Source organism: Promicromonospora sp. MEB111 (assembly GCF_030209445.1).
Lineage (GTDB): Bacteria > Actinomycetota > Actinomycetes > Actinomycetales > Cellulomonadaceae > Promicromonospora.
Window position 1 is genome coordinate 49,498 of record NZ_JARVSD010000013.1, and the last position, 25,931, is coordinate 75,428.

Annotated in this window: 22 protein-coding genes; 9 read left to right on the plus strand and 13 right to left on the minus strand. The window is 73.6% G+C overall.

The window, feature by feature from the left end; genetic code table 11:
* Positions 1-4: 4 nt before the first annotated feature.
* The 5 genes from QRN56_RS16255 to QRN56_RS16275 all read right to left on the minus strand — a co-directional run bounded on the left by QRN56_RS16255 (position 5) and on the right by QRN56_RS16275 (position 6,634).
* Complete coding sequence (locus QRN56_RS16255; protein WP_285104936.1) at positions 5-1,378, minus strand: ABC transporter substrate-binding protein; 1,374 nt, start codon at positions 1,376-1,378, stop codon at positions 5-7.
* 74 nt (positions 1,379-1,452) lie between these two features.
* Positions 1,453-3,111 carry a glycoside hydrolase family 13 protein gene (locus tag QRN56_RS16260; protein WP_285104939.1) on the minus strand — a complete coding sequence of 553 codons (1,659 nt, stop codon included), beginning with the start codon at positions 3,109-3,111 and terminating at the stop codon, positions 1,453-1,455.
* 53 nt (positions 3,112-3,164) lie between these two features.
* Positions 3,165-4,184, minus strand: a complete 1,020-nt coding sequence (locus QRN56_RS16265; RefSeq protein ID WP_285104940.1) for a LacI family DNA-binding transcriptional regulator — start codon at positions 4,182-4,184, stop codon at positions 3,165-3,167.
* Positions 4,185-4,347: 163 nt separating this feature from the next.
* Entirely contained in the window at positions 4,348-5,889 is a 1,542-nt protein-coding gene (gene hflX / locus QRN56_RS16270; protein WP_285104942.1) for a GTPase HflX, read from the minus strand.
* A gap of 160 nt (positions 5,890-6,049) precedes the next feature.
* Positions 6,050-6,634: a GNAT family N-acetyltransferase gene (locus QRN56_RS16275; RefSeq protein ID WP_285104945.1), complete on the minus strand. Its 585-nt coding sequence runs from the start codon at positions 6,632-6,634 to the stop codon at positions 6,050-6,052.
* A gap of 52 nt (positions 6,635-6,686) precedes the next feature.
* Here QRN56_RS16275 and QRN56_RS16280 point away from each other — a divergent pair, with 52 nt between their 5' ends.
* Positions 6,687-7,286 carry a class I SAM-dependent methyltransferase gene (locus tag QRN56_RS16280; RefSeq protein ID WP_285104947.1) on the plus strand — a complete coding sequence of 200 codons (600 nt, stop codon included), beginning with the start codon at positions 6,687-6,689 and terminating at the stop codon, positions 7,284-7,286.
* Between the two features lie 4 nt (positions 7,287-7,290).
* On the opposite strand, the gene dapF is transcribed toward QRN56_RS16280, so the two are convergent.
* From dapF to QRN56_RS16295, 3 genes are read right to left on the minus strand one after another with little or no spacing between them, the layout of a single operon-like run.
* Positions 7,291-8,256 carry a diaminopimelate epimerase gene (gene dapF, locus QRN56_RS16285; RefSeq protein WP_285104948.1) on the minus strand — a complete coding sequence of 322 codons (966 nt, stop codon included), beginning with the start codon at positions 8,254-8,256 and terminating at the stop codon, positions 7,291-7,293.
* Entirely contained in the window at positions 8,253-9,245 is a 993-nt protein-coding gene (gene miaA, locus QRN56_RS16290; protein WP_285104949.1) for a tRNA (adenosine(37)-N6)-dimethylallyltransferase MiaA, read from the minus strand. The genes dapF and miaA overlap by 4 nt, the downstream gene beginning before the upstream one ends.
* Before the next feature lie 9 nt (positions 9,246-9,254).
* Complete coding sequence (locus QRN56_RS16295) at positions 9,255-9,872, minus strand: hypothetical protein (protein ID WP_285104950.1); 618 nt, start codon at positions 9,870-9,872, stop codon at positions 9,255-9,257.
* 112 nt (positions 9,873-9,984) lie between these two features.
* Here QRN56_RS16295 and QRN56_RS16300 point away from each other — a divergent pair, with 112 nt between their 5' ends.
* Entirely contained in the window at positions 9,985-10,584 is a 600-nt protein-coding gene (locus QRN56_RS16300; RefSeq protein ID WP_285104952.1) for a type III secretion system chaperone family protein, read from the plus strand.
* Entirely contained in the window at positions 10,581-11,162 is a 582-nt protein-coding gene (locus tag QRN56_RS16305) for a type III secretion system chaperone family protein (protein WP_285104954.1), read from the plus strand. Before QRN56_RS16300 ends, QRN56_RS16305 begins: the two co-directional genes overlap by 4 nt.
* Before the next feature lie 21 nt (positions 11,163-11,183).
* Here the strand turns inward: QRN56_RS16305 and miaB are convergent, their stop codons facing one another.
* Entirely contained in the window at positions 11,184-12,845 is a 1,662-nt protein-coding gene (miaB, locus tag QRN56_RS16310) for a tRNA (N6-isopentenyl adenosine(37)-C2)-methylthiotransferase MiaB (RefSeq protein WP_285104956.1), read from the minus strand.
* Positions 12,846-12,982: 137 nt separating this feature from the next.
* On the opposite strand from miaB, the gene QRN56_RS16315 reads away from it, so the two are divergent.
* From QRN56_RS16315 to QRN56_RS16330, 4 genes are all read left to right on the plus strand, one after another.
* Positions 12,983-13,798: an amino acid ABC transporter ATP-binding protein gene (locus QRN56_RS16315; RefSeq protein WP_285104958.1), complete on the plus strand. Its 816-nt coding sequence runs from the start codon at positions 12,983-12,985 to the stop codon at positions 13,796-13,798.
* 62 nt (positions 13,799-13,860) lie between these two features.
* On the plus strand, positions 13,861-14,715 hold the full coding sequence (locus tag QRN56_RS16320; RefSeq protein ID WP_285104959.1) for a glutamate ABC transporter substrate-binding protein: 855 nt from the start codon (positions 13,861-13,863) through the stop codon (positions 14,713-14,715).
* Between the two features lie 141 nt (positions 14,716-14,856).
* The gene (locus tag QRN56_RS16325) at positions 14,857-15,546 is read left to right on the plus strand and encodes an amino acid ABC transporter permease (RefSeq protein ID WP_285105303.1); all 690 of its coding nucleotides are present in this window, start codon (positions 14,857-14,859) and stop codon (positions 15,544-15,546) included.
* A complete protein-coding gene (locus tag QRN56_RS16330) occupies positions 15,543-16,457 on the plus strand; it encodes an amino acid ABC transporter permease (RefSeq protein ID WP_285104961.1) in 915 nt (304 codons plus the stop codon). The genes QRN56_RS16325 and QRN56_RS16330 overlap by 4 nt, the downstream gene beginning before the upstream one ends.
* Before the next feature lie 106 nt (positions 16,458-16,563).
* Here the strand turns inward: QRN56_RS16330 and QRN56_RS16335 are convergent, their stop codons facing one another.
* The 3 genes from QRN56_RS16335 to QRN56_RS16345 form a co-directional block, all read right to left on the minus strand.
* Complete coding sequence (locus tag QRN56_RS16335) at positions 16,564-17,217, minus strand: regulatory protein RecX (protein ID WP_285104963.1); 654 nt, start codon at positions 17,215-17,217, stop codon at positions 16,564-16,566.
* A gap of 34 nt (positions 17,218-17,251) precedes the next feature.
* Positions 17,252-18,472, minus strand: coding sequence for a recombinase RecA (gene recA / locus QRN56_RS16340; protein WP_285104965.1), 1,221 nt, complete (start codon positions 18,470-18,472; stop codon positions 17,252-17,254).
* A gap of 260 nt (positions 18,473-18,732) precedes the next feature.
* Positions 18,733-18,969 carry a DUF3046 domain-containing protein gene (locus tag QRN56_RS16345; protein ID WP_285104967.1) on the minus strand — a complete coding sequence of 79 codons (237 nt, stop codon included), beginning with the start codon at positions 18,967-18,969 and terminating at the stop codon, positions 18,733-18,735.
* Positions 18,970-19,028: 59 nt separating this feature from the next.
* Between QRN56_RS16345 and QRN56_RS16350 the strand changes: the two genes are divergently transcribed.
* A complete protein-coding gene (locus tag QRN56_RS16350; protein WP_285104970.1) occupies positions 19,029-24,113 on the plus strand; it encodes an Lhr family helicase in 5,085 nt (1,694 codons plus the stop codon).
* Here QRN56_RS16350 and QRN56_RS16355 read toward each other — a convergent pair.
* The gene (locus QRN56_RS16355) at positions 24,079-24,855 is read right to left on the minus strand and encodes a DUF998 domain-containing protein (protein WP_285104972.1); all 777 of its coding nucleotides are present in this window, start codon (positions 24,853-24,855) and stop codon (positions 24,079-24,081) included. The two genes, QRN56_RS16350 and QRN56_RS16355, sit on opposite strands and share 35 nt — an antisense overlap.
* A gap of 211 nt (positions 24,856-25,066) precedes the next feature.
* On the opposite strand from QRN56_RS16355, the gene QRN56_RS16360 reads away from it, so the two are divergent.
* Positions 25,067-25,861 carry a DNA-formamidopyrimidine glycosylase family protein gene (locus QRN56_RS16360; protein WP_285104974.1) on the plus strand — a complete coding sequence of 265 codons (795 nt, stop codon included), beginning with the start codon at positions 25,067-25,069 and terminating at the stop codon, positions 25,859-25,861.
* Positions 25,862-25,931 lie beyond the last annotated feature (70 nt).

Consider the following 25,931-nt stretch of genomic DNA (forward strand, 5'->3'; position numbering starts at 1 on the left):
CAGGTCAGCTGCGGTCGAGCAGTCCCTGGACCTGGGTCTGGGCGTCGGCGAGGAGTGCGTCGATGTCCGCGTTCTCGTCCGTCAGCACCGCCTGGACCACCGGGTCGAGCGCCGCGTACACGTCCTGGGTGGCGACGGCGGGCTCGGGGATGACGGGCTGGTCGAACATCTGGTTCGTCATCGGCGCGAAGTTCTCCAGCGGGACGTTGACCAGGTCCTTGATCCACGCCTGCTGCTGCTCGTAGGTCTCGCGGTCGAAGATCGGCAGTGCCGGCGCACCCACGGGCTGGTCGGTCTCGGCGGCGACCTCGGCCTCGGCGACGGCCTGCTCCTGGTCGGTCAGCTTGGAGATGTAGTAGAAGTCGATCCACTTCACGGCCGCCGCCTGCTCGGCCTCGGACGCCGCGGAGCTCACCGCGGCGAGCGTGCCGCCGCCGAGCGTGCCGGCGTCGTCGCCCTCCAGGGGCAGCACCGTGACGCCGTACTCGTCCGGGTTCATCTGGTTCTGGGTGAACAGGTTGGGGTAGTTGGCGCCGCCCGAGACGTACATGCCGATCTTGCCGGCGGCGAAGTCCTGGTTGATGGTGCCCCAGTCGTACAGGAAGCTGGAGCCCATGGAGTTGTCCTCCCAGCGCATCTCGCGGAGCATCTCCAGCGCCGCGACCGTGGCGTCGTTGTCGACGGTCGCGGTGGTCTCCTCGCCCTCGCCCTCGGTCATGCGGCCGCCCAGCGCGTAGGTCTCCGTGGTGAGGATCCAGCCGCCGGTGTTGCTCTGCGTCATGTGGGCGTAGCCGGCCTGGCCGGTCTTGTCCGAGATCGCCTTGGCGGCCTCGCGGACCTCGTCCCAGGTGGCCGGGGGGTTGTCCGGGTCGAGGCCGGCCTCCTCGAAGAGCGCCCGGTTGTAGTGCAGGCCCTGGTTGTAGGCGGCGATCGGCACGGCCCACATGTTGCCCTCGGCGTCCTGGCCCGCAGCGGCGATGGTGGGGTTGAACTGGTCCGCGTACGGGAGCTCGGCCACGAGCTCGCTGACGTCGGCGATCTGTCCGCGCTCGATGAGGGCCCGGCCGTCCGTGAACGGGATCGGGAAGACGTCGGGCAGCGTGCCGCCCGCGAGCTCGGCGGCGAACGTGGTGCCGGACCAGGTGAACTCCTTGGTCTCCACCTGGATGTCCGGGTTGGCCTCCTCGAACTGCGCGATGCGCTCGTCGAACGCGTCGATCGCGGCCTGCTCGAGGCCCGCGTCGATGGAGACCTCGATGGTCACGGGGCCCTCGGGCTCGTCGGCGGCGTCCGAGGACGAACCGCAGGCGGTGAGGGTTCCCGCGAGCGACAGGACACCCACCAGGGCGAACGCCGCGCGCTTCTGTGCTGACTTCATTGTCACTCCTTGGTCGTGTGCCGCTGGGTCGGCACGTCTGGGGGTAGAGCTGGTTCTCGGCCGGTCGCCGAGGATCAGGACGGCAGGCCGAGCCAGACAGCGATGTCCGGTCCGACGACGCCGTCGACGGGGCCGCTCGCCAGGAGCACCGTGGCCCCGGCGGGCAGGGGGACGGGGTTGTTCCCGAGGTTGGCGACGCAGGCGAAGCCGGCGCCGCGGGTGAAGGCGAGGACGTCGTCCCCGCCGAGGTCGAGCCACGCGAACTCGTCGGCGTGCAGTGCGGGGAGGCCACGGCGCAGGTGCAGCGCCTGGCGGTACAGGCTCAGCATCGAGCTCGGGTCGGCGTCCTGCGCCTCGACCGAGAGGTCGGCCCAGCCGGCCGGCTGGGGCAGCCAGGGCGCCGAGCCGCCGTCGGGCCCGAAGCCCAGGCTTGCGCCCGTGCGCGTCCACGGCAGGGGGACGCGGCAGCCGTCGCGGCCCGGGTCCACCCCCTCGGAGCGGAAGTGCATGGGGTCCTGGATCAGCTCGCGCGGCACCTCGGCCTCGGGCAGGCCGAGCTCGTCGCCCTGGTAGACGTACAGGGCGCCCGGCAGCGCGGCGACCAGCAGGGACGCGGCCCGCGCGCGGCGGGTGCCGAGGTCCGGGTCGGACGGCGTGCCGAACCGCTTGGCGGCGAAGTCGAAGGACGAGTCCTCGCGGCCGTACCGGGTCACGGGCCGCGTGACGTCGTGGTTGGAGAGCACCCACGTGGCCGGCGCGCCGACCGGGGCGTGCGCCTCGAGCGTGGTCCGGATCGACTCACGCAGCTCCTTGGCGTCCCAGGGACGCGCCATGAAGTCGAAGTTGAACGCCGTGTGCATCTCGTCCGGGCGCAGGTACTGCGCGAACCGCTCCTGGTCCGCGAGCCACACCTCGCCGACCAGCACGCGCGGCTCCGCGTAGTCGTCCGCGACGCTGCGCCAGCCGCGGTAGACGTCGTGGATCTCGTCGCGGTCCAGGTGCGGGTGCTCCCCCGGGCCGGGGGTCGCGGGCACCTCGCGCAGCTCCGGGTCCTTGATGATGAGCGCCGCCGAGTCGATCCGGATGCCGGCCGCGCCGCGGTCGAACCAGAACCGCAGCACGTCCTCGTGCTCCTGCCGCACGTCGGGGTGGTTCCAGTTGACGTCCGGCTGCTCGGGGGTGAACAGGTGCAGGTACCACTGGCCGGGCGTGCCGTCCGGGTTCGTGGTGCGGGTCCAGGTGTCGCCCTGGAAGCTGGAGACCCAGCCGGTGGGCATCTGCTCGCCGCCCGGGCCCTTGCCGTCGTGGAACCAGAACCGCTCGCGCTCCGGCGACCCTGGCCCGGCGGCGAGCGCCGCCTGGAACCACTCGTGCTCCGACGAGATGTGGTTGGGCACCACGTCGACGATCGTCCGGATGCCCAGCTCGCGGGCCTCGGCGATCAGCGCCTCGGCGTCCGCCAGCGTGCCGAACGCCGGGTCGATCGTGCGGTAGTCGCGCACGTCGTAGCCGCCGTCCGCCAGGGGCGAGGCGTACCAGGGCGTGTACCAGATCGCGTCGACGCCGAGGTCGCGCAGGTACCCGAGCCGGGAGCGGACGCCGGCGAGGTCCCCGGTGCCGTCACCGTTCCCGTCCGCGAAGCTGCGGGGGTAGATCTGGTAGATCACGGCGCTGCGCCACCACTCGCTGGAGGCTGGGCGCGGTTCGAGGAGCGCGTCGGACGTCGTCGTCATGCCGTGAACCGTAATTCACGTGACAACGACCGCGCAAGAACTCGACAAGAAGTTTATCGTTTCGCGACAACCTTCGTCGCGGCGGTGGAGGCGCGCACCACGAGCTCCGGCTCGAAGAGCAGCTCGTCGCGCGGCACGTCGTTGCCGGCGATGAGCCCGGCCAGCAGGTCGACGGCGGCCCGGCCCATCGGCTCGATGGGCTGGCGCACGGTGGTCAGCGCCGGGTCGGTGGAGTTCATCAGCGCGGAGTCGTCGAAGCCCACGACCGACACGTCGGCCGGGCAGGACAGCCCGGCCCGGCGCACCGCCCGGATCGCGCCGAGGGCCAGCGGGTCGCTGGCGCAGACGATCGCCGTGGCACCGGCCTCGATGAGCCGGTTGGCCGCGGCCTGGCCGCTCTCCAGGGAGTACTGCGAGTGCACGACCAGGCCCGGGTCGAGCTCCAGGCCCTGCCGCTGCGCGAACCGCTGGGCGGCGGCGAGCTTGCGCTCCGACGGCACGTGGTCGGCCGGGCCGAGCAGCAGGCCCACGCGCCGGTGCCCCAGCGAGGTGACGTGACCCATCGCCTGCTCCATCGCCACGAGGTCGTCGCAGGCCACACGGGGGAACGCCAGGTCCTCGATCGAGGCGTTCATCAGCACCACCGGCAGCCCCAGGTCCTCCAGCCGCCGGTAGTGCGCGTGGTCGGCCTCCCGCTCGGCGTAGAAGCCCCCCGCGAAGATCACGCCCGAGACCTGCTGCTGGAGCAGCAGGTCGATGTACTCGGCCTCGGTGACGCCGCCTGCCGTCCGGGTGCACAGCACCGGGGTGAACCCCTGCTGGGCGAGCGCCCCGCCGATCACCTCGGCGAACGCGGGGAAGATCGGGTTGACGAGCTCCGGCAGGACCAGCCCGACGAGCTTGCCGCGGCTGCCCCGCAGCTTGGTGGGCCGCTCGTAGCCCAGCACGTCGAGGGCCGTGAGCACGGCGTCCCGCGTGCCCTGGGACACCCCCGGCTTCCCGTTGAGCACGCGACTGACCGTCGCCTCGCTCACGCCTACCTTCTTCGCAACATCCGCCAGCCGTCTCGACATGACATCGATCCTAGCCACGACGAACGCAAATCGCTTGCAGTGGTTGCGCGGCACTGCAAGCCGCTTGCGTAGTCCGTCACGTGCCGGGACCAGGTCCCGGAAACGTGTCAGACGCCCAGGTCCCCGGAGGGAACTGGGCGTCTGACAGGTGCGGCGGGACGGGTCAGTGCGCCACGGCGACCTGACGCAGCTCGGTGGCGAGCTGCTCGTCCACCCGGCCGCGCAGGTGCGTGCCGGCGGCGACGTGCTCGGTGAGCTCGATGTCGCCGTGCTCGTGCACCCGGTGCACCAGGTCGCCCCGCTCGTACGGGACCACCAGGTCGACGTGCACACCCGGGCGCGGCAGCTCGGCCGCGATCCGGGCACGCAGCTCGGCGATCCCCTCGCCGGAGTGCGCGGACACGACGGCGGTGTGCCGCTCGCGCCGCTGGATCCGGCCGACGACCGTCGGGTCGGCGACGTCGGCCTTGTTCAGCACCACGATCTCGTGGACGTCCTCGAAGGCCGGGATCTCGGACAGCACCTCGCGGACCGCCGCGATCTGTCCCTCCGGGTCCGGGTGGGACGCGTCGACCACGTGCAGCAGGATGTCGGCGTCGCCGACCTCCTCCAGCGTGGACCGGAACGCCTCCACCAGCTGGTGTGGCAGGTGCCGCACGAACCCGACGGTGTCGGTGAACGTGTAGACGCGGCCGTCCTCGGTCTTCGTGCGCCGGACCGTCGGGTCCAGCGTGGCGAACAGCGCGTTCTGGACCAGCACGCCCGCTCCGGTCAGCGCGTTGAGCAGCGACGACTTGCCGGCGTTGGTGTAGCCGGCGATCGCCACCGCGGGGATCGCGTTGCGCTTGCGGCTCAGCCGCTTGGTCTCGCGGGCCGGCTTCATCGCGGCGATCTCGCGCCGCAGCTTGGCCATCCGGTCGCGGATGCGCCGCCGGTCCAGCTCGATCTTGGTCTCACCGGGACCGCGCGAGCCCATGCCGGCGCCCGCGCCGCCCACCTGGCCACCTGCCTGGCGGGACATCGACTCGCCCCAGCCGCGCAGGCGCGGCAGGAGGTACTCGAGCTGGGCGAGCTCGACCTGGGCCTTTCCCTCACGGGACTTCGCGTGCTGCGCGAAGATGTCCAGGATCAGGGCCGTACGGTCGACGACCTTGACCTTCACCACGTCCTCCAGCGCACGGCGCTGGGACGGGGCGAGCTCGCTGTCGACGATCACCGTGTCGGCGCCGGTCGCCAGGACCACCTGGGCCAGCTCCAGTGCCTTGCCGGAGCCGAGGTACGTGCCGGGGTCGGGCTTCTGCCGGCGCTGCAGCAGGCCGTCCAGCACCTGCGAGCCGGCCGTCTCGGCCAGCGCGGCGAGCTCGCGCAGCGAGATCTCCGCGTCGCGGGCCGCGTCCTCGCCGCCCGAGAACAGGCCGACGAGCACCACCTTCTCCAGGCGCAGCTGCCGGTACTCGACCTCGGTGACGTCCTCGAGCTCGGTCGACAGGCCGGCCACGCGGCGCAGCGCGGTGCGCTCCTCGAGGTCCAGCTGGTCGCCGTCGGCCACGGTGTGCACCGTTCCGCCGTCGGCACGTGCGGTCCCCGCCCGAGCGAGAACCCGTGCCACGACATCGTTCGCGATCGCCTGGGCGTCTGCCTGGGCCGCGCGGAGTTCGGGCGTCTCCTCTGCGGGGAGCTCGGGCTCTGTCGGGGTGTGGGTCATGTACTACCTAACTCTCGATGGATCTTGCTCTCGTAGAACAAGGATCCCACGCCCGAAAGTCCCGCGGCCATGTCTTTCCACAGCTTCCCACAGGGACTTCCCGCGCGATCGTCCGGCGGGTCCTCCGCGGGATCGTCGCGCGGGACGCCGCCGGGCGCCGTCAGAAGTCCCGGCGCATCACGCGGCGCCGCTTGGTCGGCCGGCTGACCTCCGTCAGCCCCGCCGCCGCGAACGGTCCGGGCGTGCCCACGTTGACCTCGCCCCAGGAGATCTCCTGTCCCGGGTCCGGGGCGATCGGGTAGCCCTCGACCGCCCGCGCGCCCCGCTCCCGTGCGTGCTCGACGGCGGCGGCCGCGAGCTCGTACATCAGGCCCTGCTTGCGGTACCCCACGCGCACGGCGAAGCATGTGACGGCCCACACGCCGGCGTCGTCCTTGTCCTCGTGCCGGCCCGCCCACGGGACCTGGCTGCCGCGGTACCGGACGAACTCCGTGCGGGGCGCCACCGCGACCCAGCCTGCCGGCTCGCCGTCGACGTAGGCGAGCAGGGCGCCCGACGTTGGCGCCCCCGGCGGCGGGTCGAGCTGCTCGCGCAGCGTGTGGGCGCGCTCCTCGACGGGCATGTACCACCAGGCGCGGTCACCCAGCCGGATGCGCTGGCACTGGCAGTGGTGGGCGCCGCCGCGCGTGCCGAACACGATCTGCACGTCGTCCCACCGCTCCACGGTGGCCTCGGCGATCTCCATGCCCGCAGGCTGGCACCGGTCGCCACGGGCGGCAACCGCCTAGGATCGTCCGGTGTCCAGCGACCACTACTTCACCGCGCAACCCGCCTCGGACGACGAGCGCCGCACCCGGACCGTCCGCCTCGCCGGGCGCGAGCTGGAGGTCGAGGTGGCGGCCGGCGTCTTCTCCCCCGGCGGGCTCGACAAGGGGACGGCCGTGCTGCTGGACCACGTGCCCGCGCCCCCGGCCACGGGCGACCTGCTCGACCTCGGCTGCGGGTGGGGCCCCATCACGATCAGCCTGGCGCTGGCGGCGCCGGAGGCCACGGTCTGGGCGGTCGACGTCAACGAGCGGGCGCTCGACCTGGTGCGGCGCAACGCCGAGCGGCTCGGCCTGGAGAACGTCCGGGCGGCCCTGCCCGACGAGGTGCCCGACGACGTCCGGTTCGCCGCCTGCTGGTCCAACCCGCCCATCCGCGTGGGCAAGCAGGCGCTGCACGACCTCCTGACGCGCTGGCTGCCCCGGCTGGAGCCGGACGCGGCGGCCTGGCTCGTGGTGCAGAAGAACCTGGGCTCCGACTCGCTCGCCCGCTGGATCACCGAGGCGCTCGGTCTCCCGGTCGAGCGGACGACGTCGTCCAAGGGCTTCCGCGTGCTGCGGGTGACCCGCTGACCTGTCAGAGCGTGACCCGGCCCGAGTAGACCAGCTCGGCCGGGCCCGCGAGCTCGACGTTGCCGCCCGGCAGCACGCGCACGCGCACCTCGCCGCCCGGCACCTCGACGAACCACGTGTCGGGGGCGCCGTCGCCGGACGAGCCGCCCTGCCAGGTCCGCACCGCGAGCGCCGCGGCGCAGGCGCCCGTGCCGCACGACGGTGTCTCCCCCACCCCGCGCTCGTGCACCCGCATGCGCAGGCGCCCGACGACGCCGTCGGGCCCCTCCTCCTCGCCGAGCGGCACGACGAGCTCGACGTTGGTGCCGTGCGGCGGCACGGGCGCGACCTCGGGGGCGTGGAAGAGCTCGAGCGCGGCGAGCTCCTCGACGCTCGCGAGGGCGACGACGGTGTGGGGGTTGCCGAGGTCGACGCTCAGCGCGGGCCGGGGCGCGGTCCAGCCGCGCACCGCGACCGCGGCGTCGTAGCCGTCGGCCGCCGCGGACTCGCCGCCGGGCAGGAACCAGCGGCCCATGTCGACGGCGTACCAGCCGTTCGCCTCCTTGGTCACGCGCTTGACGCCGGCGCGCGTGCCGAGGCTGAGCGGGCCGGCGGACAGGTCGGCGAGCCCCTCCTGCTCGGCGAACGCGGCGAAGACGCGCACGCCGTTGCCGCACATCTCGGCCACGGAGCCGTCGGCGTTGCGGTAGTCCATGAACCACTCCGCCGTCGGGTCCTGCGCCAGGGCCGCCTGGGCGGCCTCCTCGCCCGCGCTCGCCAGGGCCGCGGTCGGCGCGAGCCGGATCACGCCGTCGCCGCCGATCCCGGCGCGGCGGTCGGCGAGCCGGCGGACGTCGGCCGGCGTCAGGTCGAGCAGGCCCTGGGGGTCCGCGATCAGCACGAAGTCGTTCTGCGTGCCGTGGCCCTTGGTGAAGGCGAGGGTCCCGGGGGTCGGGGTGGAGGGCACGGGGCTGGTCGCGGGCTGCGTCATGACCCCAGGCTACGGCGCACCGGCTCGGTCCCGGCAACCGCCAAGGTCCCGGCGTCGGCGGCGGCCACGACCGCGAGCGCGTCGTCCAGCAGGTGGGGCGAGGCGGCATCGAGCCAGTGCACGCGCGGGTCGCGGCCGAACCAGCCCATCTGCTTGCGCGCGAGGCGCCGTGTGTTCGCGGTGACGGCCTCCCTGGCCTCGGCCTCGGTGGACTCGCCGCGCCACCAGGCGAGCACCTCGGAGTAGCCGACGGCGCGCGCTGCGGTGACGCCGAGCCCGCTCCCGGTGCCGCCCTGCTCGGGGCTCGCCAGGCCGCGCACCTCGTCGACGAGACCACCGTCCCACATCCGGTCCACGCGGCTCCCGACCCGCGCGTCGAGCACCTCCCGCGGGCAGTCCAGCCCGATCTGCACCGCGGGGCGCACGTACTCCTGGCGCGGCAGGTTGGCCGTGTACGGCAGGCCGGTGATCTCGATGACCTCCAGCGCGCGCACGATGCGGCGGGTGTTGTGCGGCCCGATGCTCTCGGCGGCCTGCGGGTCCAGCCGCGCGAGCTCCGCGTGCAGGGCGCGACGACCCTCGGTCTCGGCCCGTGCCTCCAGCCGTTCCCGGACGGCCGGGTCCGTCCCGGGGAAGTCCATGTGGTCCAGCAGCGCGCGCACGTACAGGCCCGACCCGCCGACGACGAGGGCGCGCGCGCCCCGGCCGGCGATCGCGTCCAGGTCGGCACGCGCGGCCTCCTGGTAGCGCGCCACGGACGCGTCCTGCGTGGGGTCCAGCACGTCGAGCTGGTGGTGCACGATGCCGCGCCGCTCGGCCGGCGGGACCTTGGCCGTGCCGACGTCCATGCCGCGGTAGAGCTGGTAGGCGTCGGCGTTGACGATCTCGCTCGCCACGGCGCCCGGCGCGTCGCCCAGCGCCTGGGCCAGGTCGAGCGCCAGGTCCGACTTCCCGGTGGCGGTAGGCCCCACGACGGCGACGACGATCACCCCGACACCTTAGGCCAGGACGGTCACGCGGTACTCGGGCGGCAGGTGGTCGTGCGACTGCGCGAAGACCTGGACCTGCGGCGTCCACCCGTCGGCGCCCGCCGCGCGCAGGGCGGCCCGGACGCCGTCGGTCAGCGTCCCGGGGTCGCTGTCGAGGCCGCCCGGCACTCCCCCGCCCGCGACGACCAGGCCGGCGGCGTCCCGCAGCAGCGGGTCGGGTCCGGCGAGCGGTCCGGGCCAGGACGGCGGGACCTCCAGCACCTCGACCTCGGCGACCCGGTCGCCCAGCACGTCCGCGAGCGCCAGCAGCGCCACCGAGGCACCGGTCCCCGCGACCGGACGGATCTCGTCCCTCCAGGACCAGGCCGCGCCGGAGTGCCGTCCCGCACCAGGCGGGGAGCCGGGCAGCCAGCGGTCATCGATGCCGGAGCCCGCCAGGGACGGGCGCATCCGGCCGTGCCGCAGGGCGCGGCCGTGCGCCAGGACCAGCGGCACGCGGCCGCCGTCGGTGAGCCCGGCCAGCGCGGCCGCCACGGCGGCGCGGACGCCCGCGAGCGGGTCCGTCCGCAGGCCAGGGGCCATCCCCGGGACGAGCAGCGGGGTGGCGGGCAGGATCACGGCGTGCACGATGGATGAAAGTAGCACCGGGCGCGGCGCCTGGCCGTTCCTGGGCGATTCCACCCGGCTTTCCGGACGAAGGGCGCAGCGGGAGGAGGGGTCTGGCAGGTACTGTGGTCAGGTGAGGTTCTTCGGGTCACGACGCCGGAACACGGCGGGCGACGGCGACCGTGCGGCCACCGGCCCGCAACAGCCCGAGCCCAGGGAACTCGACGACGACGAGCTGCGGGCGCAGGTGGAGGGTGTGCTGCTCCGCGAGCTGACGGGCGGCCTCGACGATCCTTCCTCCGTTCCCGAGCCGCTCACGCGCGACCGCGTGGTGGAGTGGCTGGGCGAGAACGGGTTCAGCTATTTCGTGGACTCGGAGGGCGACGTCGGCGGGCTGTGGCACGGCTGGCTGTTCTACTTCCTCATGGTCGGCGAGAGCTCCGAGGTGCTCCAGGTGCGCGGGCAGTGGCACCGCGACCTGACCATCGAGCGGCTCGAGGAGATCCTCGAGCTCTGCAACGAGTGGAACGCCGAGCGCATCTGGCCCAAGACGTACGTCCGCGTGCGCGACAACGGGGCCGTGCTGGTCTACACCGAGGTGACGGTCGACCTGGAGCACGGCGTCACCGAGGACCAGCTCGACCAGCTGCTGCAGTGCGGGCTGACCACCGGCTCCATGTTCTTCGAACATCTCGACGAGACGTTCCCCGACCCGCTCAGGTCCGCGCCATGAGCCCGGCCCGGAACGGCGGCGGCGCAGGGCGCTGGCTCGCGCGCCTGCTCAACCCGCGCCCTCCGGCGGCCCGGCGCCCCGCGGGAGCGCAGGTCCGCACGCTCGCGAACGCCCCGGTCGAGAAGCCGCGGCCGCTCACCACGCAGCGCGTGGGCGACGACCTGTCGCGCCGCGGCTACCGCTTCCGCATTGACGACGACGGCGACGTGACCGGCACCTGGGACGGCAACCGGTTCTGGTTCCTGCTGCTCGGTGAGCACGACGAGATCCTGCAGGTGCGGGGCCGCTGGGCGGGCGCGCTGCCCGCGGCCGCGCGCCTGGCCGTGCTCCAGGCCGCGAACGACTGGAACCGCGAGCGCATCTGGCCCAAGGTCTACACCCGGGAGGAGGGCGCGGGGCTCGCCCTGTACGCCGAGGTCTCGGTGGACTTCGAGCACGGCGCCACCGAGGAGCAGCTCGCCCAGACGGTGTCGTGCGGGCTGGTCACCGCGAGCCAGTTCTTCTCGACGGTGGCCTCGCTCGCCCCGCCGCCCGACGCCGAGCCGGACGAGGCCGGCCCGGACAGCGCGGCGGGCTAGGAACCGACCCGCCGCACCGCGTCAGCGGCGCAGGGTGGGCAGGCCCAGCGAGACCGGGCCCGACGGCGCCGGCGTGCCGTGCGGGTGCTCGTCCTCGCCTCCGCCGAGCCGCGCCTTCTCCCGCGCGGCCCAGGCGTCGCCCGACCGCGTGCGGCGCACCACGAGGCCCGCGGCGTCGGCGGGCTCGGCGATCAGGTGGTGCGGCGCCGCCTTCGTGACGGACACGGTCACCGTGTCGCCGGGGCGCGGCACACCCGCGGGCACGACGTCGGCCAGGCGCGGGTCGTCGAGGTCGGCCGGCGCCCGGGTGAGGTCCACGCCGGGCAGGGGCACGGCGTCGGGCACCGGGGTGAGGCCGAAGTGGACCAGGCGGTTGTCCGCCGCGCGGCCCGACAGGCGGTGCGTGGCGCCGTCCTTGCGGCCGGATCCCTCGGCGACGAGCACCTCGAGGGTGCGTCCCACCTGCTTGTCGGCCTCCTCGGCCCCGATGCGCTCCTGCAGGGCGAGCAGGCGCTCGAACCGCTCCTGCACGACCGCCTTGGGGAGCTGGTCCTCCATCGTCGCGGCGGGCGTGCCCGGGCGCGGCGAGTACTGGAAGATGAAGGCCGAGCTGAACCGGGACGCCTCGACCACGCGCATGGTCTCGGCGAAGTCCTCCTCGGTCTCGCCCGGGAAGCCCACGATGATGTCGGTGGTGATCGACGCGTCGGGCATCGCGGCGCGGACCCGGTCGAGGATGCCGAGGAACTTCTCCGAGCGGTACGAGCGGCGCATCGCGCGCAGGATCCGGTCGGAGCCGGACTGCAGCGGCATGTGCAGCTGCGGCATGACGTTCGGGGTCTCGGCCATGGCGGCGATCACGTCGTCGGTGAACGCAGCCGGGTGCGGGGACGTGAACCGCACCCGCTCCAGGCCCTCGATCCGACCGCAGGCGCGCAGCAGCTTGGCGAACGCGCCGCGGTCGCCGAACTCGACGCCGTAGCTGTTCACGTTCTGGCCCAGCAGCGTCACCTCGATGGCCCCGGCGGCCACGAGCGCCTCGACCTCCGCGAGGATCTCCCCCGGCCGGCGGTCGCGCTCCTTGCCGCGCAGGTGCGGCACGATGCAGAAGGTGCAGGTGTTGTTGCAGCCCACCGAGATGCTGACCCAGCCCGCGTAGACCGACTCGCGCTTGGTCGGCAGCGTGGACGGGAAGACCTGCAGCGACTCGGCGATCTCGACCTGGGCCGCCTCGTTGTGCCGGGCACGCTCCAGCAGCACCGGCAGGGCGTCGAGGTTGTGCGTGCCGAACACGACGTCGACCCACGGGGCCTTGGCGACGATGTCACCGCGGTCCTTCTGGGCCAGGCAGCCGCCGACGGCGATCTGCATGCCCGGGCGCGTGGCCTTGATGCCCGCGAGCTGGCCGAGGTTCCCGTACAGCTTGTTGGCGGCGTTCTCGCGCACGGCGCACGTGTTGATCACGACGACGTCGGCGGCGTTCGCGGCCTCGTCCTGGCTGGACGCGCGCGTGTAGCCGGCCTGTTCGAGCATGCCGGCCATGTGCTCGGAGTCGTGCACGTTCATCTGGCACCCGAGCGTGCGGACCAGGTAGGTGCGGGGCTGCTCGGACGCGGCGTCACCGACGGCGGTGTCGGCCGAGGCGGCGTGGAGCGGGGCTGTGGGCAGGGCGGTCGTGGACATCGCCTCGATTTTACGACCCCTTTCGAGCCGCGCCGAACGGTGAGTTCGGGCGCAATGCGGGCATCTGTTACCGAAACGTTGTGCCGGGATGACCCGTCGACTTGGTCCTTGAAACATCGGATCGTTAGGTTCAAGGGATGGACCAGACCACCTCGACCACCGGCCAACCGGCGGCCGACAGCACCGCGGACGCTCCGTCGTCGGACCGTGCCCTCGGGGCGCCCCTCGTCGAGCTGAAGCGCGTGAACAAGCACTTCGGCGCGCTGCACGTGCTGCAGGACATCGACCTCACCGTCCGCAAGGGCGAGGTGCTGGTCGTGATCGGCCCGTCCGGCTCCGGCAAGTCCACGCTGTGCCGGGCGATCAACCGCCTGGAGACCATCGACGACGGCACCATCACCGTCGACGGCAAGGAGCTGCCCGAGGAGGGCAAGGCCCTGGCGCAGCTGCGTGCCGAGGTCGGCATGGTCTTCCAGTCGTTCAACCTGTTCGCGCACAAGACCGTGCTCGACAACGTCACGCTCGGGCCGCGCAAGGTCCGCGGGCTGTCCAAGAAGGCCGCGGAGGAGCAGGCCCGTGCCCTGCTCGACCGCGTGGGCGTCGGCAACCAGGCGGGCAAGATGCCCGCCCAGCTGTCGGGCGGCCAGCAGCAGCGCGTCGCGATCGCACGCGCCCTGGCGATGCAGCCGAAGGTGATGCTGTTCGACGAGCCGACCTCGGCCCTCGACCCCGAGATGATCAACGAGGTGCTCGACGCCATGGTGGCGCTCGCCCGGGACGGGATGACGATGATCGTCGTCACGCACGAGATGGGCTTCGCCCGCACGGCGGCCGACCGGGTCGTCTTCATGGCGGACGGCCAGATCGTCGAGGAGGCCGCCCCCGAGGAGTTCTTCACCGCGCCCAAGAGCGAGCGCGCACGGGACTTCCTCTCCAAGATCCTGACCCACTGATCTTCCGACCGATCCCACCCCCTCGGGGCCCCGACCGGGTCCCGGACTACCGAAGGGCAATCATGCGCAAGCACACCATGGGCCTCCTGGCGATGGCGGCTGCCTCGACACTCGCGCTTTCCGCGTGTGGCGGCGGCGAGGTCGGCGAGCCGACCGGCGGCGACGACACCGCCGCGGGCGGCGGCGACACCATCCGCATCGGTATCAAGTACGACCAGCCGGGACTCGGCCTGCAGGAAGGCGACACGTTCACGGGCTTCGACACCGACGTCGCCCGCTACGTCGCCGACAAGCTGGGCTACTCCGAGGACCAGATCGAGTTCGTCGAGACCATCTCGGCCAACCGCGAGACGGCGCTGCAGAACGGCGACGTCGACATGATCTTCGCGACCTACTCGATCAACGACGACCGCAAGGAGCTCATCGACTTCGCGGGCCCGTACTTCGTCGCCGGTCAGGACCTGCTGGTCGCGGCCGACAACACCGACATCACCGGCCCGGAGACCCTCGAGGGCAAGAAGCTCTGCTCGGTCACCGGATCGACCTCCGCCGAGAACATCAAGACCCAGTACTCCGAGGGCGTGCAGCTCGTGGAGCGCGGCGGCTACGCCGAGTGCGCCACCGCTCTCGCGTCGGGCGCCGTCGACGCCGTGACCACGGACGACATCATCCTCGCCGGCCTGGCCGCGACCGAGGAGAACGCCGGCAAGTTCAAGGTCGTCGGCGCGCCCTTCTCCGAGGAGCGCTACGGCGTCGGCCTCCCGAAGGGCTCCGACCAGTGCGAGGACATCAACGCCGCGATCACCGAGATGATCGAGGACGGCACCTGGGACGAGCTGGTGGCCGCCAACACCGAGGGCGCCGACTACACGCCGAACGCGGACCTGAACCCGCCGACGCCGGACGCCTGCGCGTGACCCCGCGGTACCCCGCCTGACCACAGTGCCTGACGCCGGACCGACTGCCTCCCTCGGGGCGCGGTCGGGCCGGCGTCAGCCACGTCCGGCGTCGTCGACAGGTGTCGCACGACGCCCCTGACCTATCCCTGAAAGGTGACCGTGGACGACTTCTTCTCCGGGTTCGCCGAGCTCTTCGCTCAGTACGACGTCCTGGCTGCGTTCTGGGTCAACATCCAGCTCACGTTCTGGGCCGCGCTGCTGTCCCTGGTCCTCGGTACCGTGCTCGCCCTGATGCGCATCTCCCCGATCGCATCGCTCCAGTGGGCAGGCACCGCCTACGTGACGATCTTCCGGAACACACCGCTGACGATCATCCTCACGTTCATGTACCTCGTGGTGTTCTCGCAGCTCGGGATCACGCTCACCGACGACCTGAACTCCACGTTCTTCTGGTTCGCGGTGATCGGCCTCTCCGTCTACCACGCGGCCTTTGTCTGCGAGGCCATCCGATCCGGCGTCAACACGGTCCCGGTGGGACAGGCCGAGGCCGCCCGGGCGATCGGGCTCTCGTTCCTGCCGGCAGCACGCCTGGTGATCCTGCCGCAGGCGTTCCGCGGTGCCATCGCGCCGCTGGGCAACACGCTCATCGCGCTGCTGAAGAACTCGACCGTCGCCGTGGCGGCCTCGGTCGCCACCGAGACGTCGTCACTGATGAGGACCATGATCGAGTTCCGGCCCGACCTGATGGTCGCCATCTTCCTGCTCTTCGCCGTCGGCTACGTGATCCTGGTGATCCCGATCGGCCTGGGCACCACCTGGCTGTCCCAGCGACTGGCGGTGAAGCGATGAGCGCCTCCGTCCTGTTCGACGCCCAGGGACCCCGGGGCCGGGCGCTGTCCGTGGCCGGCAACATCGCGGCGGCCGTGGCGATCGTCGCCGGGCTCGGCTGGGTAGCCGTGGCCCTGTACGACAAGGGCCAGTTCGAGTCGACGCTCTGGGAGAACGCCGTCTCCGCGGAGGCCTGGCAGTACTACTACCTGCCCGGCCTGCAGAACACCCTGCGCTCGGCAGCGTTCGCCACCGTGGGCGCGGTCCTGTTCGGCCTCGTCCTCGGCGTCGGCCGGCTGGCGCACAACCGAGTCGTCCGGTGGGTGTCCGGCGTGGTCGTGGAGTTCTTCCGCGCCGTGCCGGTGCTGCTGATGATGATCTTCTTCTACATGTTCTTCTCGGCACAGGCGCAGTGGATCGCCGACCGGCCGTTCGCCGCGGTGGTCCTGGCGCTCGTCCTGTACAACGGCTCGGTCATCGCGGAGCTGGTCCGGGCCGGGGTCGGGAACCTTCCGAAGGGCCAGGGCGAGGCCGGTCTGGCGATCGGTCTGACGCCCTCGCAGACGCTCCGCTCGATCCAGCTGCCGCAGGCGCTCGTCGCCATGCTCCCCGCGATGGTCTCGCAGCTCGTCGTGGTGCTCAAGGACTCGGCGCTCGGGCAGATCATCCTGTACTCCGAGCTGCTCCGGTCCGCGCAGATCCTGTCGTCGAAGGAGCAGAACCCCCTGCAGACGCTGGCCGTGGTGGCGGTCGTGTTCATCGTGATCAACTGGATGCTGACCACCGTCGCGCACCGTCTCGCGAAGCTGCTCTCCGGTCGTACCGCGGGGTCCACGGCCGAGGGGCCAGGGATCGGCAACCCCACGATCGTGCCTGGCGGTCCCGTGGGCGGCGGAGCGGGCCCCGGCGCGGGTGCGGGTGCTGCCGTCTAGCGCGCTGCCATCCCTCAGGTCGCCGGAGGCGCCCCAGCACCTGCTGGGGCGCCTCCGGCGTTACCGGCCCGGACGTCGTTGCGGCACCGGACCGGGCATCGCTGCTTCAGTCCTCGGCGTAGCCCAGGTCGTCCGTCTCCTCGCCCTCGGCGGCCAGCGCGTCCCGGACCAGCTCGAAGGCCAGGCCGGGGGCGTAGCCCTTGCGCGCGAGCGAGCCGACGGCACGGCGCACCCGCACCTGCCGGTCAAGGCCGCGCGTGCGGGTGACGAGCTTGCCGGCGAGCCGCGCGCCCGCCGCCCGCTCGTCGTCCGGGTCGAGCTGGTCGAGAGCCTCGACGGCCGTGTCCTCGTCGATGCCGCGCCGGCGCAGCTCCGCGGCGATGCCGCGCCGGGCCAGGCCCCGCTCGGCGTGCCGGGTGCGCACGATCGTCTCCGCGTAGGTCGCGTCGTCCACCAGGCCCACCTCGCCGAACCGGTCGAGCACCTGCACGACGACGTCCTCCGGGTACCCCTTGCGGGCCAGGGACTGCTCGAGCTCACGACGGGACTTCTGCGCCGCCGTCAGGATCCGGAGGACCACCTCACGAGCCTTCTCCACGGCGTCGTCCCGGCTGATCTCGCCGGCCTCCAGGCGCTCCGCGACCGTCTTCCGGGGGGCCCGCTCGCCGCCGCGCCCGGCGTTGCGGCGCCCGCGACCGCCCGCCCGACGGTCGTCCCGGTCACCCTCCGAAAAGGCCGGATGGCCCCGACGCTTCCCCACGCCGGGACCATCCGCTGGATCACCGTACTGCACGTCAGAACGGAGCCTTCTCGGCGGCCGCCTCCGCCTTGGCCGCGGTCTTCGAAGCCGTCGTCTTGACGGCGGTCTTCGCGCGCGTCGCCGTCGTCTTCGTGGCCTTGGCCGTGGTGGTCGTCCGCGAGGACGAGCTGGCCGCCGCGACCGTGCCCGTGGGCGGGGCGGTCTCGGTCGCCGAGGGGGCGGGAGCACCCGCGGCCGGGTCCGCCGGGGCGTCGACCTTCGGTCCCACGCCCAGCTTCTCCTTGACCCGCTTCTCGATGTCGTTGGCGAGGTCGGGGTTGTCGCGCAGGAAGGACCGCGCGTTCTCCTTGCCCTGGCCGAGCTGGTCGCCCTCATAGGTGAACCACGAGCCGGACTTGCGCACGAAACCGTGCTCCACGCCCATGTCGATGAGCCCACCCTCGCGGGAGATGCCGTGGCCGTACAGGATGTCGAACTCCGCCTGCTTGAAGGGCGGCGCCATCTTGTTCTTGACGACCTTCACGCGGGTGCGGTTACCGACCGCGTCCGTACCCTCCTTGAGGGTCTCGATGCGGCGGATGTCGAGCCGGACCGACGCGTAGAACTTCAGCGCCTTTCCACCGGTGGTGGTCTCGGGCGAGCCGAAGAACACGCCGATCTTCTCGCGCAGCTGGTTGATGAAGATCGCGGTGGTGCCGGACGCGCTGAGCGCGCCGGTGATCTTGCGCAGGGCCTGCGACATGAGGCGGGCCTGGAGACCCACGTGGCTGTCGCCCATCTCGCCCTCGATCTCGGCCTTCGGCGTCAGGGCCGCGACGGAGTCGATGACGATGATGTCGAGCGCACCGGAGCGGATCAGCATGTCCGTGATCTCCAGCGCCTGCTCGCCGGTGTCCGGCTGCGAGACCAGGAGGGCGTCGGTGTCGACACCGAGCTTCTTGGCGTACTCCGGGTCCAGCGCGTGCTCGGCGTCGATGAACGCCGCGATGCCGCCCAGTCGCTGGGCGTTGGCCACCGCGTGCAGCGCGATGGTCGTCTTGCCCGAGGACTCGGGGCCGTACACCTCGACGATGCGGCCGCGCGGGAGGCCGCCGATGCCGAGCGCCACGTCGAGGGCGATCGAACCGGTGGGAACCACCTCGATGGGCGCGCGGGTCTCGTCGCCGAGGCGCATGACCGAGCCCTTGCCGAAACTACGGTCGATCTGTGCGAGTGCGGCCTCGAGGGCCTTGTCGCGGTCTGCTGGTGCGGGCATGTGCAACACCTTCGGTCTCTGGGCGCTCTGTGCGCCGACATGGATGGCTCGGTACGTCGTTGCCGACCGTACGCGGAGCCACTGACACGGACGCCTGCTCCGGCCGCCGCCTGTGGACGACGTTCCGAAATCCGTGCCTGTGGTCAAAGTCTAGCCGAACGCGTGTTCGAGGCAAGGCAGGACACACCGGTGTGTCGCAGGACATCTCGCCGAGGCGGGCACGGCGGTCGGAAACGTCGCTCGGCGCGGTCGGGACGCCCTCAGCGACGGGGCGGCGGGGCCTGCCGGTACTTGTCGGTGCCCCACCGGTCGGCGTCGGGCACGTCCAGCGCGTCGCACAGCGCGTGCCACACGTCGCGCGGCTCGTCGCCGTCCGCCAGGGCGACCGCCGGGGTGCGCCCGTCGAGCGCGGGCAGCACCTGCTCGCGCGCCAGCGCACGTCCGTAGGCGGGGCCGAACACCTCGTCGACCAGCTGCCAGAAGTCCCGTTCACGCACCCGTCAACCCTACGACGCCCCGGCACCTCCCCCGGCCCGTGTCAGTGGTCGGGGACAGAATGGGGACCATGCCCTCGCCCGACGACCCGCTCTCCCGGTTCGGCCCGGCCACCCGTACCTGGTTCACGGGTGCGTTCGCCCAGCCCACCGCCGCCCAGGCCGGCGCGTGGGACGCCGTGGCGCGCGACCAGCACGCCCTCGTGGTCGCGCCGACCGGGTCGGGCAAGACGCTCGCGGCGTTCCTCTGGTCGATCGACCGGATCATGTCCGCACCGCTGCCCCAGGAGCGGGCGCGCCGCTGCCGCGTGCTGTACGTGTCGCCCCTCAAGGCCCTGGCCGCGGACGTGCAGCGCAACCTGCGCTCCCCGCTGACGGGCATCCGGCAGGCCGCGGCGCGCGACGGCATCGAGGTGCCCGACGTCACCGTCGGCATGCGCACGGGTGACACGCCCCCGAGCGAACGGCGCTCGTTCGCCACGCGCCCCCCGGACATCCTGGTCACCACGCCGGAGTCCCTCTTCCTCATCCTCACCTCGTCGGCCCGCGCCGGGCTCGCGGGCGTCGAGACCGTGGTGCTCGACGAGATCCACGCCGTCGCGGGGACCAAGCGCGGCGCCCACCTGGCCCTGAGCCTGGAGCGCCTCGACGCCCTGCTCGACCGGCCCGCCCAGCGGATCGGCCTGTCCGCCACGGTGCGCCCGGTCGAGGCCGTCTCCCGGTTCCTCGGCGGCGGCCGCTCCGACGAGTCGGCGCGCGAGGTCGTCGTCGTGCAGCCTCCGTCGCACAAGGAGTGGGCCATCGACGTCGTCGTGCCCGTCCCGGACCTCGCGGACCTGGGCAGCGCGCCCAGCGCCGGCGTGCCGGACCCGGGCCGCACCGACGGGGCCGGCCCCGGCACGGGCGACGACGAGATCGACCTCTCGGGCGAGGCGACCCAGCCCCTGCGCAGGGCCTCGGTCTGGCCGCACGTCGAGGAGCGCGTGGTCGACCTCGTGGCCGACCACACCTCCACCATCGTCTTCACCAACAACCGGCGCGGCGCCGAGCGGCTGACCGCGCGGATGAACGAGGTCTGGGCCCAGCGCCAGGGCCTCGACGTCGCCGACCCGGCCGGCACGTGGGCCGCGCTCGTGCCGGGCCAGTCGGGCACGGCCGCGGGGATCCCCCGGCCCGTGCCCGGGGAGCGCGGCATGCCCGAGGCGGTCCCCGGACAACCGGCCGGACCGGACGGGACCGGACGGGCCGAGACGGTGCTCGCGCGCGCCCACCACGGGTCGATGAGCCGGGCGGAACGCACCCGCACCGAGACCGAGCTCAAGGAGGGCCGCCTGCCCGCCGTGGTCGCGACGTCCTCCCTGGAGCTCGGCATCGACATGGGCGCCGTGGACCTCGTGGTGCAGGTGGGCGCGCCGCCGTCGGTCGCGAGCGGGCTGCAGCGCATCGGCCGCGCGGGCCACCAGGTGGGCGCGGTCTCCAAGGGCGTGGTGTTCCCGATGTTCCGGGGCGACCTGGTGCCGGCCACCGTCATCGCGCAGCGCATGCGGACGGGCGCCATCGAGCACATGCACGTGCCGGCCAACCCGCTCGACGTCCTGGCGCAGCAGGTGGTCGCGGCGCTGGCCGTGGACGACTGGGACGAGGCCGAGCTGCTCGCCCTCGTCCGCCGGGCCGCGCCGTTCGCGCACCTCGGCGACGCCACCTGGCGCGCCGTGCTCGACATGCTCGCCGGGCGTTACCCCAGCGAGGACTTCGCCGAGCTGCGGGCCCGCATCACCTGGGACCGCGCCACCGGTTTGCTGCGCGGCAGGCCCGGCGCGCTGGGCCTGGCCGCCACGAGCGGCGGCACCATCCCCGACAAGGGCGCCTACGGCGTCTTCCTCGCCACCGACGCGGCGGACGGCGGCGTGCTGGCCGACGGCACCACCGGCGGCGCGAGCGGCGCCAGGGCCCGCGGGGGCCGGCGCGTCGGCGAGCTCGACGAGGAGATGGTCTACGAGTCCCGGGTGGGCGACACGTTCACGCTGGGGTCGAGCACCTGGCGCATCGAGGAGATCACCACCGACCGGGTGCTGGTCACACCGGCGCCCGGCCTGCCGGGTCGCCTCCCCTTCTGGAAGGGCGACGCCCCCGGCCGCCCGGCCGAGCTCGGGCGCGCGGTCGGCGCGTTCGTCCGCGAGGCCGACGCCGCCCTGGCCGCCGACGTCGACGCCGGGCGCAAGCACCTGCGCGAGGCCGGGCTCGACGACTGGGCGGCGGACAACCTCGCCGCCTACCTCACCGAGCAGCGGCTGGGCACGGGCCGCGTGCCCGACGACCGGACGGTCGTGGTCGAGCGGTTCCGGGACGAGCTGGGCGACTGGCGCGTGGTGATCCACTCGCCGCTCGGGGCGCGCGTGCACGCGCCGTGGGCCCTCGTGATCAGCGCGCGGCTGAGGGCCCGGTTCGGCCTGGACGTCGCCGCCATGCACTCGGACGACGGGATCGTGCTGCGGCTGCCCGACTCGGGCGGCGGCTGGGACGGCGACCCGTGGGACGCGGACGACGGCGCGCCGGGCGCCACGACCCTCGACGGGACCGACGCCCAGGCCGGCTACGGGGCACTCGACGGCGAGGCGCACCCGCAGCACGTCCCGGGCCGGGTCACCCTCGAGGACCTGCTGCTGGACCCGGACGAGGTGCTGGGCGCCGTCCGGGACGAGCTGGGCTCCTCGGTCATGTTCGCCGCGCGGTTCCGGGAGGCGGCCGCACGCGCCCTCCTGCTGCCGCGACGCCGGCCGGACAAGCGCCAGCCCCTGTGGCAGCAGCGCCAGCGGTCGGCCCAGCTCCTGGAGGTGGCCAGCCAGTTCCCGGACTTCCCGATCGTGCTGGAGGCCGCCCGCGAGTGCCTCCAGGACGACTTCGACGTGGCAGCCCTGGCCGACCTCATGCGCGAGATCGGCCAGGGCGGCGTCCGGGTCGTCGAGGTCACGACCCCCACGCCGTCGCCGTTCGCCCAGTCGCTCCTGTTCGGCTATACGGCGCAGTTCCTGTACGACGGCGACGCGCCCCTGGCCGAGCGCCGCGCGGCGGCCCTGTCGCTGGACCCGGAGCTGCTCGCCGAGCTGCTCGGGGAGCAGGGCTCGGCCGACCTCGCGGACCTGCTCGACCCCGGGGCCGTGGAGCGCACCGAGGCCGAGCTCGCCGGGCTCGCCCCCGACCGGCAGGCTCGCGACGCCGAAGGGCTGTGGGACCTGCTGCGGCGCACGGGGCCGCACCCGCTGGACGCCCTGGAGGCGCGCACCCGTGAGGACGCCCGCCACGCCGTGGGCCGCTGGCTCGAGGAGCTGGAGTCCACACGCCGCGTGATCCGGGTCCGGTTCGCCGGCCTGGAGCAGTGGGCGGTCGCGGAGGACGCCGGCCGCCTTCGGGACGCGCTCGGCGTGGCGCTCCCGGTGGGCATCCCCGAGACGTTCACCGAGCTGGTGCCCGACCCGCTCGGCGACCTGCTGCGCCGCCACGCGCGCACCCACGGGCCGTTCGGCGCGCAGGCGCCGGCCCAACGGTTCGGGCTGGGCGTCGCGGTCGTCGCCCAGGGCCTGGCCCGGCTGGAGGCGGACGGCGCGCTCGCCCGTGGGCGGCTGCGGCCGGGCGCGCTCGGCGGCACGGGCGACGAGTGGTGCGACCCCGGCGTGCTGCGCCTGCTGCGCCGGCGCTCCCTGGCGGTCCTGCGGGCCGAGGTGGAGCCCGTGGAGCAGGAGGCCCTCGGCGCCTTCCTGCCGCGCTGGCAGAACGTCTCCACGGGCCTGCTGCGCGGGGCCGACGGGCTGGTGCAGGCGATCGAGCAGCTCGCGGGCGCGGCGGTCCCGGCGTCGGCCCTGGAGACCCTGGTGCTGCCCGCCCGGGTGACCGACTACTCCCCCGCCCTGCTCGACGAGCTGACGGTGACGGGCGAGGTGCTGTGGGCGGGACACTCCCGCCTGCCCGGGTCGGGCGGCGGGGACGGGCTGGTCTCCCTCCACCTGGCCGACGGAGCCCCGCTCACGCTGTCCCCGCTCGCACCGGTCGAGGAGGAGAGCCCGCTCGACTCCGACCTGCACCGCGCGGTGCTGGACCTGCTGACGGGCTCGGGCGGGTTCTTCCTGCCCCGCGTCGCCGAGCTCACCTCCGCCGAGCCGGACGCCGTGCTGGAGGTGCTCTGGGACCTGGTCTGGGCCGGCCAGGTCACCAACGACGGACTGGGCGCGCTGCGCGAGCGGGTCAGCGGCGGCGGCGCCCACCGCGCGCCCCGCACCGCCGCCCGCGCCCGTCCGGTGCGGCGGTCCCGGTTCGCCGTGTCCCCCGGCCGCCCCACCTCGGCCCTCCGGTCCGGCGCCTCGGCCGTGGGCGGTGGCGGCCGCTGGGCGGCCCTGCCGATGCGCGAGGCGGACCCCACGCTGCACGCCCACGCCCTGACCCAGGTGCTGCTCGAACGGCACGGGGTGCTGACCCGGTCCGCCGCGGCCGCGGAGGGGGTCGGGACGGGCTACCGCGACGTGTATCGCGTGCTGTCCGGCCTGGAGGAGCGCGGTGCGGTGCGCCGCGGGTACTTCGTGGAGCACCTCGGCGGGTCGCAGTTCGCCCTGCCCGGCGCCGTCGACCGGCTGCGGGTGGACGCGGCCGACCGCACGCGGATCGTCGAGGCGGAGCGGGAGGACGCGGAGCGGACGGCGGCGGTCGCGGCCCCCACCGGCGCGGCCAGCACCAGCGGCGTCGTCGTGCTGGCCGCGATGGACCCCGCCAACCCGTACGGCGCGGCGCTCGCCTGGCCGGCCGGCCCGGCGGCGGACGCCGGAGCGGCGTCCGACGGCACACCCGGCAGCAGGTCCGCCCACCGGCCCGGCCGCAAGGCCGGGGCCGTCGTGGTGCTCACCCACGGCGACCTGGCCCTGTTCGTGGAGCGGGGCGGGCGCACGGTGCTGTCGTTCACCGAGAATCCCGCCCGGCTCGCGACCGCGGCCGCCGCACTGGCCAGGACGGTCCGGGAGGGCCGGCTCGGGCGGCTGGTGGTCCAGCGGGTCGACGGCGTGCCCGCGCTGGAGGCCGCACGGCACCATCCGACGGCGCGCGCGCTGGTCGAGGCGGGCTTCGCGATCACTCCGCGCGGTCTGCGGATCTCGGTCCGCTGAACGCCAGGGCCGGGCCGGCGCCGTCGAGCGGCCCGATGGCGTCGAGCGGCCCGGTCTCGTCCAGCGCCGCGTCCGGGCCCTCGCGGTCGATGGTCGCGCCCAGCAGGAACAGGTAGCCGATCATGATCACGAACCCCACCCGCTCGATGAGGCCGAAGGCGGCGATGCCGGAGTCGGCGAAGAAGACGAGCGACAGGTGGATCACCAGGAACAGCCCGACCATCACGCCGAGCGCACCGGCCGCCGACCGCAGGGTCCGCGGGAAGGTCGAGCGCGGCCGCGTGATCGACCGCTCCAGGCTCAGCCCGACCACCGGGAGCACGCAGAAGGCCGTGGCGGCGCTCACCCGGTGGATCACGGCGGACAGCGACGCGTCCGTCCCGGGCGGGTCCGTGGGGAACGCTCCGACCAGGACCATCGCGACGGCGTAGACGATCATCGCGCCCGCGGGCACCAGGCCGGCGGCGAGGCCGGTGCGGTACATCCGCACGGTGAGGATGAGGCCGAGGACGGCGAGCACCACCCCGCCGGCGAGGATCATCTCGCCGCCGCCGGGCACGAAGGCGTACCAGCTGATCGGGTCGAGCACCGGGTCGACGACCGACGCGCCCAGCACGTGGGCGGCGATCATCGGCAGCAGAGCGGTCGCGCCGAACCAGCTCACGGTACGGGTGTTGCGGGGGTCTGGGGAGGCCATCGACTGGTCTGGGCGTTCGCCCAGGTCAGCGGTTACAACGGTCATGGGACAAGAGTTGCCGAGCGAGCGCCGGAAAGCCATCGGGTTTACCCCCGGTCACGCCCTGACCCGCACTCGGGGCCATCCCTGACCGGCCCTCGGCGGCCCGGCGGCTGGGTTCCGGCGCAACCCAGATCACATGGGTGATATGCCGGTTGTGCCGCCTTCCCCGGCCGACCGCGCACTACGCTGAAGCCCCACGACGAGGGGAGCGTCCGTGCCCGAGGGGGATGTCCTGCGCCTCACCGCGGAGCGCCTCACCGCGGCGCTGCGAGGTCTGCCGCTCGTCCGCGCGGAGCTGCGCTGGCCCAGCGCGGGCGCCGCCAACCTGACCGGAGCCACCGCGCTGGAGACCAGCGCGTACGGCAAGCACCTGCTCACCCGGCTCGACGACGGCCGCACCCTGCACACGCACCTGCGCATGGAGGGGCTCTGGAAGGTGCACCGGACGGGCTCGCGCGACGCCTCGGCCCGCAATCCCGCCATCCGCGCCGTGCTCGCCACGGACGCCTGGACCGCCACCGGCTGGCACCTCGGCATGCTCGACCTGCTGCGCACGCACGACGAGAGCCGCATCCTCAACGGCCTGGGCCCGGACGTGCTCGGCGCCGACTTTCCCACCACCGGGCTGGCGGACGGCGTGGCGCGGCTCGCCCGCGAGCCCGAGAGGCCACTGTGCGCCGCCCTGCTGGACCAGCGCACGGTCGCGGGCATCGGCACCATCTGGATGGCCGAGTCGCTCTTCGCGCGGCGGCTGTGGCCGTGGCGGCCCGCCGGCACGCTGCCCGACGGCGAACGCGCGGTGCTGCTGCGCACGGCGCGCCGGCTCATGGAGCGCAGCGTCACCGTCGGACGGGCGCGCGGCCTGGGGGCCGTCGAGATGCACGTGCACGGACGGGCGGGCCGGCCGTGCCACCGGTGCGGCACGCCGGTGGCCGTCGGCACGGCGAACGAGAAGCCCTACGAGCGCCCGGTCTTCTGGTGCCCCACGTGCCAGGCCGGTCCGGCCTAGGACGACGCCCGCACGGCCGGGCCGGCGCGGCCGGGCCGGCCGGCGTGGCCCAGGGTGCGAACGCACCGGA

Excerpts from the sequence above, each read along its gene's own strand:
- hflX (WP_285104942.1), bottom strand. The coding sequence starts at position 5,889 with ATGACCCACACCCCGACAGAGCCCGAGCTCCCCGCAGAGGAGACGCCC.
- recA (WP_285104965.1), bottom strand. The coding sequence starts at position 18,472 with ATGCCCGCACCAGCAGACCGCGACAAGGCCCTCGAGGCCGCACTCGCA.
- QRN56_RS16260 (WP_285104939.1), bottom strand. The coding sequence starts at position 3,111 with ATGACGACGACGTCCGACGCGCTCCTCGAACCGCGCCCAGCCTCCAGC.
- QRN56_RS16350 (WP_285104970.1), top strand. The coding sequence starts at position 19,029 with ATGGGGACCATGCCCTCGCCCGACGACCCGCTCTCCCGGTTCGGCCCG.
- QRN56_RS16330 (WP_285104961.1), top strand. The coding sequence starts at position 15,543 with ATGAGCGCCTCCGTCCTGTTCGACGCCCAGGGACCCCGGGGCCGGGCG.
- QRN56_RS16265 (WP_285104940.1), bottom strand. The coding sequence starts at position 4,184 with ATGTCGAGACGGCTGGCGGATGTTGCGAAGAAGGTAGGCGTGAGCGAG.
- QRN56_RS16320 (WP_285104959.1), top strand. The coding sequence starts at position 13,861 with ATGCGCAAGCACACCATGGGCCTCCTGGCGATGGCGGCTGCCTCGACA.
- QRN56_RS16355 (WP_285104972.1), bottom strand. The coding sequence starts at position 24,855 with ATGACCGTTGTAACCGCTGACCTGGGCGAACGCCCAGACCAGTCGATG.
- QRN56_RS16315 (WP_285104958.1), top strand. The coding sequence starts at position 12,983 with ATGGACCAGACCACCTCGACCACCGGCCAACCGGCGGCCGACAGCACC.
- miaB (WP_285104956.1), bottom strand. The coding sequence starts at position 12,845 with ATGTCCACGACCGCCCTGCCCACAGCCCCGCTCCACGCCGCCTCGGCC.
- QRN56_RS16275 (WP_285104945.1), bottom strand. The coding sequence starts at position 6,634 with ATGGAGATCGCCGAGGCCACCGTGGAGCGGTGGGACGACGTGCAGATC.
- QRN56_RS16305 (WP_285104954.1), top strand. The coding sequence starts at position 10,581 with ATGAGCCCGGCCCGGAACGGCGGCGGCGCAGGGCGCTGGCTCGCGCGC.
- dapF (WP_285104948.1), bottom strand. The coding sequence starts at position 8,256 with ATGACGCAGCCCGCGACCAGCCCCGTGCCCTCCACCCCGACCCCCGGG.
- QRN56_RS16255 (WP_285104936.1), bottom strand. The coding sequence starts at position 1,378 with ATGAAGTCAGCACAGAAGCGCGCGGCGTTCGCCCTGGTGGGTGTCCTG.